Annotated in this window: 4 protein-coding genes; all 4 read right to left on the reverse strand. The window is 63.8% G+C overall.

Features of this window, described 5'->3' with window-relative positions:
* A partial coding sequence (locus B5X73_RS17920; RefSeq protein WP_139382832.1) for a transposase occupies positions 1 to 107 on the reverse strand: 107 nt, incomplete at its 3' end.
* A gap of 517 nt (positions 108 to 624) precedes the next feature.
* Positions 625 to 930: a hypothetical protein gene (locus B5X73_RS17930; RefSeq protein ID WP_036116550.1), complete on the reverse strand. Its 306-nt coding sequence runs from the start codon at positions 928 to 930 to the stop codon at positions 625 to 627.
* A 10-nt stretch (positions 931 to 940) separates the two neighbouring features.
* The gene (locus B5X73_RS17935; RefSeq protein ID WP_176167885.1) at positions 941 to 11,374 is read right to left on the reverse strand and encodes a hemagglutinin repeat-containing protein; all 10,434 of its coding nucleotides are present in this window, start codon (positions 11,372 to 11,374) and stop codon (positions 941 to 943) included.
* A 13-nt stretch (positions 11,375 to 11,387) separates the two neighbouring features.
* On the reverse strand, positions 11,388 to 13,094 hold the full coding sequence (locus B5X73_RS17940; protein ID WP_139382833.1) for a ShlB/FhaC/HecB family hemolysin secretion/activation protein: 1,707 nt from the start codon (positions 13,092 to 13,094) through the stop codon (positions 11,388 to 11,390).
* Between the last annotated feature and the right edge of the window lie 11 nt (positions 13,095 to 13,105).

A 13,105-nucleotide genomic window follows, 5' to 3' on the forward strand; every position in this document is an offset into this window, starting at 1 on the left:
GAGGCTTCACTGAAGCCGTGCTTGCGACACAGGTCTTTGACCGCCATGCCGGCCTCGACCTCGCGTAGGAAGCCGATGATCTGTTCTTCGGAAAAGCGTTTCGTCACATCCAATCTCCTTCTCGTGGGGGATTGGACTCGAAACCGGGCCGCTACTCAAATCTGGGGGGACGTCGCCCTAAGCCTAATCAGTCACCGGCCCATTCATCTCCATTTATCCGAAATAAGGGTGAAATACATCCACGGCATGCCCTCCGCGTCGAAGAGAGCGTCTATCTCTAGCAGGAGTGATTCGCTATGCATTCCTTCGGTGCTACATATCTGCAGTTCAAGCCACCGGCCGAGGGCTCCGGTATTACACAGATGCGAATCGAACGGATCAGCGGGCGACAGGTCTACGACCAAGCTCCTCAGGGCCATCGCGGGCATTGCAGTGGATTTGTCGCCACCCCGTAAAATTGTCCCGGTTGTCACTTGCACTTGCCACGTCCAAAGTCGCCCCGGCGCGTTACTGCGAACATCGCGACGCTACACGACTCGTCGCCCTTGGCCGCCTGCATCGCGACGCCGAACTGCCACACTAGCGTCGCTTGCGCAAAAACGCTGATGCCGCCGGCTCAAGCGCTCACTTATCACTTTCATCGTGTTCACTTCCCTTCACCTGCTCGCCACCACCCCGGGATTGCCGACCTGCGCCACCGCCATCGGTCTCCGAATTGCCCTTCGGGTAGTGAATTGCCTGAACAAAGGCCATCGCAATGCCCACCACGACGGCAGCTCTCGACGCACGATTCAGGATATAGCGCACAACCACAGCGTCGACTTCAAACCCCCGCATGACGTAGATGAGCAAATACAGACCTACGCCTAAGACAATCGTCAGGAGCGCGAACATGCCGCCAAAAGCCAAACATTTAAGTAGCTTTATCATATCTTCCCTTTCACTTCGTCTCAGCCGCGGGAGAAGGCTTTTTATCCAGATCTAACAGCGGCCCTAAGAGCTCGCTTATTATCGGACCGAGTACATTTCCTCCGACAGCTGGAGCGAATGAGTTCGCTGTCCTTGTACCGAGCCAAGTCGAAAACTTCTCTCCGGCCAAGTAACCGCCGCCTGCTGTTGCTCCAGCGGCTACTGTATTCAAAGCAACGCTTTTGTTTTCATTGTATTGCCAATTGTTGTACTCGGTTTGCACGAATCCACCCGCCGACCCGACAGCAGTATTCCACCAAAAGCCGCCCCCAGCCCCTAGGCTCCCCGTAGCGGTTGCAACGAGCACATTGCTTACGCGTACGGGCTCTCCTTGAGAGTATTGAGACGCCGCATTTACACCTCCGGCGATCAGACCCGCTCCAGCTCGCGCCGCGAGTGTCGACTGAATCATGCTCATGACGGTCTGACCTTGGCCAGCGACGTTGATCGCGCTCGTTCCAGCAAGACCACCGGCGAGTGCCAGCTGAGCATTGAAGCTCAAGAACTGCGCAGTGTCCCTTTTTTCCCATGCATCATAGCGCTCCGGATAGCTCGCACCCACGTAATATCCTCTGAGGGCTTTTTCGACGGCCGGATCACCAGTTGGATTCATAGCTTCAAGAACGTAACCCATCGCCCTCTGATCTTGCACAAGCATCGCCGATCCTAATGTTGCATCTGACTTATCGTCGCCCCACGAAGACAGATCGTATCGCAATCCCTGGGCACCAAAAGGAGTGTTGTAATAGAGGAAAATCATTGCATCGGTTCGCGATTGTTCTGTGTCCACAGTGCCAATGTATCGCGCGCTGAAGTCATCATTTTCCGCCATGGCGGCACGAATAAGTAAGCCACGAGCCTCATCCTCTGATATACCTTTCGCTTCCGCATATTTTGCGGCCACGCCGTCAGCAATGAAGGTCACCAGTTCTGGATGTATTTGCCGATTGTACTTATCTCCGTTCAGCGCCACGGCCGCGCCGGAACCTTGTCCAGAAACCCCTCCAATGGCGGCACTTCCCAGTTCCATAAGGGCATTCCAGTCCTCACTTCCCGGCGCCACGCCTTGCTCAAATAGAAACTGCTGCATCGCCTTCGATGCCGCTTCGCTGGTCGCACCGCCAACGGTGCCCTGGATCGCATTGCCGCCACCAAGCGACGCCATCACCGCACCCACCAACCCGTGCAGAATGACCTTGTTACGACCGCCATCACCCCAGGCCGCACGCTCGGCATCGGACGAACTGTGGTTCTGCATATACTGGGCAAGATCACCCACCCCACGCATACCCGTGTAGCCCGCCAGACTCGTCAGCTCCTGCTGCTCAGCAACTTTCTCCTGATCGAAGGCGTTCTTAAGCGCCTCGTTCTCCAGCGTCGGATTCCGATCCAGGTCGCTCAGATTCTTACCCGGATCGTTGCGAACAATAAGGCTCCCGGCGGCAATACCCGAATGGGTATCGCTACTCGCGTTGTCATGCTGCGGCGTCATAGCACCCACGGCAGCACCGACCGCCCCGGAGATATTGCTCGCCATCGTGCTGCCGCCACTGACCGTGACCTGGCTCGCCTTGTACTTCGACTCGTTGTGCAGATCCTCATAAATCAGATCGCCCGTGCTGAGAATGTTCTTCGACGGATCGGCACTGCTGGCAATCTGCCCACCGATCAGATGCGTGGTTCCGCCCACGCCCAGCTGGAAGCCGCCGTCACCTGCCTTGATCCCACTGACCTCATTGACGCTCTGATAGTGGCTATCGATCTTGCCCTGGCTGTAATACCCGCTCGCACTGACAAAGCCGCTCTGGGTCAGGCCAAACATCACCTTCGCCCCCGCCTGCATCGTCTTGCTGGAGAAGTCGTCGGTATCCTGCTCGCTGCGGATCGTCAGGTTGTTGCCGATGTTGGCGATAACCTGATTGCCCTTCAGCTGGGCGCCCTGAATCGTCGTGTCGTTGCCGCTGATCAGCGTCAGCACGCTGTCGGCGTTGATCGTCGTCTCGGCATGCGTGATGCCGTTGCCGCGCGCCTTGCCGCTGCCAATGCTTGCCTCGGCATAGATACCGAAACCGTCCGTGCCGAAGCTGACCCCCACGCCACCGCTGCTGTTCTTCGAATCGTTCTTGAGTGAATGATTCTCCGCCTGGCTTAGCAGATTGATGTCATGGGCGGCCGCGAGGGCGACGTTGTCGCCGGTGACTTCGCTGCCGATGATAGTGAGGTCGCCACCGGTCGCGGCGATGGTGACGTCGCCGTTGCTACGGATGTGACTGCCGAACGCCGTCTCGTCGTGGCTGGTGGTCTTGCTACTCGCACTCTTGCCGCCGATGCCCACCTGAACGTTGATGCCTTCCTGGCCAGCTCCGCCCTTGCCTGCGCCGATGCCCTGCGTCTTATACGTATCGAGGATGTCCTTGCCGTCGTAGTAGGCCTTGGCGGCGTACAGCGCTTTCAGCCGGTCATCGTCGACCTCGCTGCCACGCTTCACTGAATTCCGCGCGTCCATCGCCAGCTCGACCATGGAGCCGCCGAGACCCACCGTGATACCGCCCTCATTATGCCGCTGAAACTGCGTCGTATCCGACGTATCCACCGCCGCATCGATCGTCACGTTCTTGCCGACGATCGTAGTCGCCTTGTCGCTGATGACGTCGGTGCCGGTCAGGTGCAGGTTATTGCCCGCCGTGAGCGTGACCTGGCCATCCGTCGAGCCGACCAGGCTGCCGGTGTGGGTGACTTCCGTATCGCTCTGGCCCTGGCTGTCCTTGACCTTGCCGTAATGATCGTTGAGACCCTGACGCGAGAAGCCGGTATACGTGACGGACTTGTCCTGGCCCGTGCTGTACGTGTTCTCGGCCGTGGTCAGGGTGAGGTCGTTACCGGCAGCGAGCAGGACGTCGTTGGTCGCGGCAATCTGCACGCCTTCACCGACGATGTTACGACCCGCCGCCGCGGTCACGCTGTCGCCGCTGAGGGTGGTGCCGTGGGCGATGGTTTGGGTCGTCGAGGAATCGCGGTCGGTGGTCTTGCCCTGCTGCATCGGCGCCAGGCCGTGATTCAGTACGAAGCCCGACTTCTTTACCGTCGACTCGTGCGATTCGCTGTAGCTGTCGTGCGTGGCTTCGAGGTTGATGTCACGACCGGCGGCCAGCGCGATCGCGCCGTCGGAGCTGACCTGCGTACCCTGAAGCGTGATATCGCGCGATGCGGCGATGGTGACGCCATCGGCACTCTTGATGCTGCTGGCGATGGCATAGGTATCGTCGGTGGAATCGCTCGTACGCGTCGTCTTGCTCGAGAACGTGCTCGAGGTCTTCTTCTGCGTCGTCTGATCCCAGGTGTGCTGCTCACTACCCGCGTTGAGAATGACGTCATTCTTGGCCGCCAGCGCCACGCCGCCGTTGTCGCTACTCATCGTGACGGCGGTCGCGTTGATGTCATGCCCCGCACTGACGATCACGCCATTCGTCCCGGCAAGGCTGCTGCCGGTCAGGGTCTGATCCATCGTCGAGGTCTGGATCAGCTTCTTGCCGTCCTTGCTGCGGTCGTCGTGACGCTCGGTATCGGTGACCGCGTTGAGGATGACGTCGCGATCCGCGCTGACGACGATCTGATCCCCCGCCTTAACCTTAGCCCCCTCACTCACCACATCCCGACCCGCCGCGAGCACCGCATTCCCGCCCGCGTCGATCGTCGTCACCGTGTGCACGGTGCTCTCGCTGTTCTGCTTTCCACCCTGCACGGCCGTCGTCTGGCCGATGGCATTGAGGCTCAGGTCACGCCCGGCGACCAGCTGTGCATCGCCGCCCGCCTTAACCGATGTCGCCGTGAGCGAGAGATCGCGTTTCGCCGACAACGACAGATCGCCACCCGCGGACACCGGCACCGCGCCCAGCGTCAGGTCGCGACCCGCGCTTGCGGACAGGTTGCCCGTCGCGCTGATCGCACCACCCGAGGCCAGGCCCAGGCGCGCGGCGTCCACTGGCGCGATCGCGTCGCCCAGCTTCAGGCCACCCAGATCGACGCGGCCGATATCCGCACCGCTGACAATGTCATTGCCCGCAGTCAGGCTGACATTGCCGCCCTTGATGCTGCCCGCGTTCAGGATGTCCTGCGCGGCGGTCACGCTTAGGTTCCCGCCCGCGCTGAGGTTGCCGCCGTTGAGCAACGTGCCGGCCTTGAGGCTGGCGTTTTCACTCGCGGCGATCGTGCCCGTGTTGGTCAGCGTGCCGGAGGCGTCGAGGATGACCGTCTTGCCTGAGAGGATCGCGCCGTTCTGCGCGACTTCCTGCGCGTGCGCGGCGGACAGGTAGACCACCGGCACGAGCACCTTCTCGCCGTTGACCTCCTGGCTCACCATCCAGACGATGTCCTGGGTAAGGCTGGCCATCTGGCTGGCGGTGAGCGCGATACCGACCGAGAGCTGGAACTCGCCTGACGCCGACACGCCTGCGTCCATCAGCGCGCGGTACTGCGCCATGGCGTCGGTGTTGTCGGTGAGGTAGCGACGACCGGTGAGCGAGGTGATCTGGTCAAGCACCATGCGCTGCTCGTAGAAGCCATCGCCCAGGCGCTTCATCGTGCTCTCACCGTTGAAACCGAGGCGATCCATCAGGTAGTCGCTACCGAGGAAACCCGCCTGACTGGCGAAGCGCGGATCGGTCTCGATCAGGTACGGGCTCGCGCTGCCCGGGTGCGTCGTATACAGGCCGCTGGTCGGCAGGCGGATCTGGCCGGCCGGGGCGTCGGGCGAACCGATGCTCTGCGAGCCCGGACGCGGACCCGCATTGCGCGTGTCGCCGCTGGTGGTGCCGACGGCACCGACGCTGTTCGCATCCGGAGCGTTGCCCAGGCCACCGACACCGCCGAGATCGACGTTGCCGCCCGCCGCGCCGACATGCCCCGCGCCTGTGCCGGATACGTTGCTGCCGCCGCTATTCGCACCGAGCTGCACGCCACTGATCGGGCTACCGTCGGCGCCGACCGTGGTGTTCTCGATGGTCTGGCCGTGGAATTCCAGCGTGCCGCCCGCGGTCATCCTCGAGACGAGGCCCTGACCCGGATCGATCCCGATCCATGCGGGGCGCTGCCCGTCGCCGAGGGCGATGGTCGCAATGCTGCTGCCGTTGCCGTAGATCCTGAAGCCGTTCGGCACCCATCGATGGGGATCGTGCACCACCGACTCCCAACCAACGCCATAGGACGCGTCGGTACGCACGGTGCCGGTGGGATTCCATGCAATGTTGCGAATGGTCTCGCCACCGATGTTTACATCACCGGGCCCGACCGCACTCTGCCCGCCACCATTGATGACGAGATTGCTTCCTGCCGCGACGGTGGACTTGTCGTTGGTGACTGAGCCCGACAACGTAATGTCTTTCCCGGCGACAAGGCGTCCCTCGGCGCTTGCACGTGAAAGGCGCACGTAGGACAACAACGTATCGGTGAACGAAGCCTGGAAGCTGACCGGCGTGCCGTCGCCGTTACGGAAACCGATACAGCGGTTGTCGTCGTAGCCCGCGCCCTGGCAATACGTCCGCGCCCGCTGAATTTCTTCCGCACTGACGACCTGGCTCGGATCGATATTCGGCGGCTGGTGGTTCGGATCCGGATCGTTATACGCATAGCGCACGATGGGACCACCCACCTGCTGCACCGCGCCGTCGGCCAGGTTGACCGTCTGCGTTTCGAAGATGCGGCGCTGATTGGTGATCTGGTTGGCGGCGAGCGTGATCGAGCCGTCGGCTTCGATGTCACCGGACAGGTTGGTGATCGCCCCGGCACGGCTGCCACCGTCGTTGGCGGCGATGAAGATGTCGCCCAGCGCGAACACCATTGCATCGCGGTTGAGGAACGTGCCACCGATCAGCAGACGGACGTTGTCCGTCGCGGCGATCAGGGCCGACTGATACGCCGTGTTGTCCGCGACACCGCCCAGATCCGCGCCGTTGGTGAAGTTGTTCGCGCGAACGGTGATGTTGTCGCCGATCAGCGAACCGGTGTTGTCGATATCCGTACCGTTGACGTTGAGCGTGTCGCCTTCGAGGCGACCGCGGTTGACTACGGCTCCACGCGAGTTGAGCGTGGTCGTCGCGCTGCTTATGCGCGCGCCGTTGCCGTTGGTGATGCTGGCGGCATCGACGGTCAATGCGCCGACGCTTTCAAGCGCCGCGCCGTCGCTGTTGTAGAGCGAGCCACCCAGGTGCAGACCGAAGTTGCGGTTGGCCTTGAACTGACCGCCCGCGCCGTTGGTGAAATCGCCCGGCAGCGTGACATCGAGATCACGACCCGCGATGACGCGCCCGTTGCCCTGAATACCGCCGAGCAGGTTGAGCGCTACGTCGCCGTTGGACGACGTATTGCCGCCGGCGTTGTTGAGCCACGCCAGCGTCAGCGCAAGACGCGTACCGGCACCAAACTGGCCGTTGGTATTGATCAGCGTCGCACCGCCGTTGTTCCAGTCCAGGGTACCCGCCGCATACACGTTACCGCTGGTGTTCTCGAAACCACCGATACCGAGTGACAGATCGCCGCCGGAAACCACCCGGCCGCCGGTGTCGTTCAGCGAGGTCGCATTGATTGCCACGCCACCCTGACCGCCAAGCGTGCCGCTGGTGTTGTTGATGGCTCCGCCCGAGGCAAGGCGGGTCGTGCCCGTGCCCGTATTGGCGATACGGCCATTGATGTTGGAGAAGCCACCGCCCATGACGGTCAGCGTGGCCGCCGCATCCCCGCTGCCGCTCTCGATACGACCGTTGTCGTTGATCAGCGAGCCGTTGGCGACCACCGTCGATGAACCCATCGACTGGACGGCGCCACGATTCACCAGGTTACCCGTGGCGGCGATATCCGCCGTCGTATTGGCGTACAACTGCCCCGCGTTATCGACTGAGACGGCATGCAGCCACAGGCCACCGTTGCCGCCGATGAAGCCGCCGACACCATTGCTCAGCGCCTGCGCGATGCTCAGGCGCATCAGCTCACCGGACAGCCCCTTGATCTGACCGCTGCCGTTGGCCAGCGAGCCTGCCGTGATCGACGTCGCGCCACCCGACTGAAGCGTGCCTGCGCTATTGCCCAGCGCACCCGCCGTCGTGATCGTGAGCGCACTGGCGACCAGCGTGCCGTTGTCGTTGGCGATGCTGGCCGCGTCGATCGTCGCTCCGTCGGTCAGGCTGATCGTGCCGCCCGTGGAATCCAGCGCCCCGCGCGTATCGAGATCGAGCGCGCCGTTACCGACGATGCGTCCGCCGCGATTGGCGATGCCGTTATCGCCGTCGATCGTCAGCGTGCCCGTACCCGCGTGTTCGATCGCACCATTGTTGTTGGTAATCGAGGACGCACGCACGGTGAGGTTGCCGCCGTTGCCGGCGATGCGACCGTTGGTGTTATCCACGGCACCGGCGAAGTCCAGCGCCTGATCGGTCGTTCCGGTCTGGACGAGCGTCCCGCCGGTGTTGTCGAGGCTGACGGCCGTGACGTCGAGCGTGCCACCCTGCAACGTGCCGGCACGGTTCTTCAGCGCGCCGCTCGCCTGAAGCGCCAGCGTGCCGTCCGTGGCGATATTCGCGTTACCGGTATCGATGTCACCCGCCGTGGCGATCAACGCGATGTCGCCGCCAGTACGCAGGCGCGAGGCGGCCAGGTCGAGGGACGCGGCACGTAACGCCAGGCGGCTGGCCGCCAGCGTGTTGCCATGCACCGCCAGCGCGCCGGCCACCGTGGCGTCGAGCACGCCCGACGCGCCGAGACTGCCGTCAGCCTGCACGCCCGCGCCGAGGACGCCGGTGGAGACGAGAGTGCCGGCGACCACGGTCAGGTCGCCCTGAGCGACGAGGGTGCCGGTATTGCTCAATTGCTGGGCCAGGGTCCAGCTGGCTTTGCCGCCCGTATAGATGCTGCCGTCGTTGCTGGCCGTGGTCGCGTTGACGGTCAGGTCGCCGCCCGTGCGCAGGCTGCCGCTATTTGTCAGCGAGCGCGTCGACAGCGTGGCATCGCTGCCGGCGTAGACCGAGCCGGCGTTGTCGATAGCGTCCGTCGTTGCGACGTCGAGATGCGAGGTAGCGTAGAGGCTGCCGGTCGCCGTGTTGTCGAGACGCGTCAGGGCCTTTGCGTAGAGATCCGTTCCGGCCTGCACCGTACCCGCGTTGGTGAGCGTGCCGGTGTTGTCGATGCGGAGCACGCCGTCGGCGACGATCATCGCGTCCGCGGCGTTGTCGACATCACGACCGCGGAGGGTCGCATCGCGTTTCGCGTAGATCACGCCCTGCTGCGTCAGCGTGCCCGTGTCGATGGCCACGTCGCGGCCCGCTTGCAGGTGGCCGCTGTTGGTTACCGCAACCGCTGCGACGGACAGATCGCGATCCGCCACCGTCGTGCCCGTGTGGGTCAGGTTTTGCGAGGCCGTCAGGCTGATGTCGCCCACAGCGCTGACCGTGCCGCGCTGGGCGATGTCCGACGCGATCAGCGTCGCATTGCCGGTGTCGGCAAGCAGCTTGCCGCTGTTGTCGACCGTGGTGTTCGCCGCTACAGCGACCGAACCCACCGCTTCCGCTGTACCCGCATTGCTTACCGAGCCGCCACGAAGCGAGACATCGGTCTGCGCGTAGATATCGCCCGAAGCCGCGTTGTTGAGAGCCTGACCGGCCGTCGCTTCCAGTGCACCGCCGATCGCGTACAGCTTGCCGCTGTTGGTCAGCGCACCCGACGCGTCCAGCGCCAGCTTCTGCGCCGCCTGCATGGCGCCGGTATTGACGATGTCGCCGGCCACGTCGACGACAAGGTTGCCGTCGGCACGCAGGAGGTTGCCGTTGTCCAGCGAACCCGCATGCAAGGATGCATTCGTCGTCGCGTAGATCTGACCGGCATTGCTCACCTTGCCGTCGACATCGATCGTCAACGCGTGACCGGCATACAGCACCCCTTGCGCACCCAGCGTCAGCGCAGCCGTCGATACGACCAGGTCACCGCCCGACTGAATCTGGCTGTTATTGGTGACGTTGGCGGAATGGATCGCCGTGTCGCCGCCGGCGACGATGTTGCCGCTATTGGTCAGCGCGCGCGACGCATGCAGCGACGCCTGTCCGGCAAGGCTGATGCGGCCGCTGTTGTCGAGGGTGGCGGCATCGAGACCGGCCGCCCCGCCGGCGATGATGGTTCCGGTATTGCCGAGACGATCGTTCGCCTGCAGGCTCAGTTCGGTACCCGACTCGACCGAGGCGGCGTTGTCGATACTCCCCGCGCGCAGCGTGACGCGCTTGCCTGCGTAGACGTCACCCGCACCGCTGTTGGTGATAGCGGAGGCGTTGACGCCGAGCGAGCCGCCGACGGCATAGAGCTTGCCGCTGTTGGTCAGCGCGCCAGCGGCGTCGATCGATGTGTCGCTGGTTCCGTAGATGGTGCCGCTGTTATCGAGCGCTCCCGTGGTCGTTACCGCCACGTTGCTGCCCGCCGCCAGCGTGCCGCTGTTCGACAGCGCCGCACCCTGTATCGCCAGCTGCCCCGTCGACGTCGTCCTGCCGGTCAGCTCGAGACGGCCTTCCTGCGTGATCGTGAAGTCACCGCCCTGCGTCGCGAGTTCGCCCGCATTGCGTACGCCGACACCGGCTTCGGTACCGACGAGGCGGATCTTATTCGCATACATGCCGCCCAGTGCGGCCACGTCCAGGCTCACGCCATCCGTGGCGCCCTCGCCTGCGATCGCCTGCGCCGACAGGTCGCCGTAGTTCACCTGGTTCGCACCGGTGACCACGTTCAGCTCATTGGCCCAGACCTTCGCGTTGGCCGCGACGGTACGCGCGATCAGGTCGAGCCGGTCCGTGCCGGTGCCATTAAGACCCGCGCCGTTGATGGCCAGCGTACCGCGCGTCACACGGAAGGCCGCGAGGCTCCCATCGCCACCGAATACCGGCGTACCCGTGACCAGCGTGCCGCGCGAGGTGTTGATGAAGCCGCAGCCGTCGCAGCTGATCCCGTTCGGGTTGGCGATGATCACTTCGGCGCGGTTGCCCGCCACCTCGGTAAAGCCGCGCAGGCTCGATGCATTCTGTGAGGTCACCTCGTTGACGATGATCCGCGCCGACTGACCGCTGGCGAGATTCGCGTTGCCGACGATGTAGCCCGCCTGTTGCGTCTGACTGACCGCGGCGCCGTTATTGAGGATCAGGCCCTTCGGGTCGACGTTGAAGTGCTCGTACTGGTTATGCGACACGCCGCCCTGCGTGGGCGCGACGATGTTGACCACCGGCGTGCCGTTGGCCGCCGTATCCACGGTCGGCCGGTGGGCCGGGTTCGCGGCGCCGGCCACCTGGGCCTGCGAGGCGACAGGCGCGCCAACGAAGGCGACGAGCAGCGCGAGGGCCAGCGTATGCGTCATGCGGCGGGCAAAGTGAGGGCGCAGTGTCATCGTGCAGTCCTTGTCAGTACTGGTAAACGAGCTGGAAGCCCGTCGCCGGTCGCATCGTGTTGAGGGCGCGACCGCCCTTGTCCGCCCAGCCGGCGAACGCGTCGAAGCTGAAACGCCCGAAGCTGCCGCGCAGGCCGACGAATTCGCCACGCAGGGTTTTCTCGGGCAGCGTGCGAATGCTCGGCCCGCCGACGTGGCCGCCGTCGATACCGGCGTAGGCCGCGATGGGCAGGTTGCCCAGCGGCACGCTGAAGGTGTTGCGCCAGTACCAGCCACGCTCGCCCGCCAGCGTCTCTTCACCATCGAACCCACGGACGGAATAGCGTCCGCCCAGCGTGATGAATTCCGAAGCGTAGAGCGTGTCGCTACTGCGCTGGGCACGCAGTTCCGTCGTCCACTGCACCGGCACACGGCCGAGCTTGAACGGCACGTTGAGTGAGGCATCGAGCAGGTTCAGGCCGTACTGGAAGGTCGGCGCGTCTTTCGACAGGCCCGCCGCATCCTGCTGGCCGCCGAACCAGGTGACACCGCGGCGATGGGCAAGGCGCAGATCCAGCTGGGCGTTACCCAGGTACTGGCGCTGCACCAGCGCGAGCTCGGCCGTGGTGACGTCACGCTTCTGCGTCAGCAGCTCGGAGTCCTCGATAAAGCTGTGCGCCCAGCGTTTGCCGATGCGCAGTTCCAGCGAGGTCTTGCCGTACTTCGTGCGATGGAGCATGCGCTGCACGGTGATGTCCGTCGTGCGCGACTTGCCGCTGGAGGTGAAGGTCTGCTGCGAGCCTTCCACCGTCTGGTGGTACTTGTAGTCATACAGCGAAGCGGTGAACAGCCAGTCGCCATAAGGCACCGCATAGTTCGCCGTGTTGCCGCGCGTGCCGTGCCCGTCGCTGTGATAGACGTCGTGGTTGTAACCCAGCGACAGCACGTCGTTGATGCGCAGAGGATTGTCGAGTCCGAGGTTGATACCGCCCTGCAGGCGGCCGGTTGCGCGCGACCCGCTGTCGTCGAGCGACGCGACCACATGCCAGGGTCGCGAGCGCTTCGCGGTGATGACCAGATCCGACTCGCCCGGTTGTTCGCCCGGGGCGATGTCGATAGTGACGTCCTGCGAAGGCACGCGCTTGAACTGCTCCAGCCCCTGCTCGATGTCGCGCAGGTTGAGCAGGTCGCCCGGCCGGGCGGCGAGCGCGGTCTGCCAGGCACCCACGGCCGTATTATCGGCGAAGCGCACCGCACGAATCGTCCCCGGCACCAGCGTGAGCCTCAGCGTGCCGCTCGACAAGTCCTGCGGCGCGAGCCCCACACGAGTAGTCACGAATCCACGATCGATGATCATGTCCGATACACGGCGGACAATGGCGTTGACGCCCTCGTGGCCGACGCATTTACCGGCGTAGCGGTCGAGATAGCGCTGCGCGAAGACGAAGCCCTCCACGCGCTGGCCTTCGAGCACGACATGGGCGAGTCGGAAGCATTCCGCTTCAACCGGCACATCCGTGCGACGGAAATCCGTCACGGGGACGGAATTCAGTCGCACATCCGGCTGTTGTTGCTGCTCCAGACGAGCCTGTGCCTCGCGCTGGGCGCGATCGCGTTGCTCTTGCTGGTCAAGCGTCTGGACTTGTTGCGCCTGTGCGACGCCCGTCACAGTTAGCAGAATGCCGGCCACACGCATGGCCGTCGAGACGCCCTGCCCGCGCCTTCCTGAGGTGATGCTCACGTTTTCCCCTG

Source organism: Luteibacter sp. 22Crub2.1, from assembly GCF_900167995.1.
GTDB lineage: Bacteria > Pseudomonadota > Gammaproteobacteria > Xanthomonadales > Rhodanobacteraceae > Luteibacter > Luteibacter mycovicinus.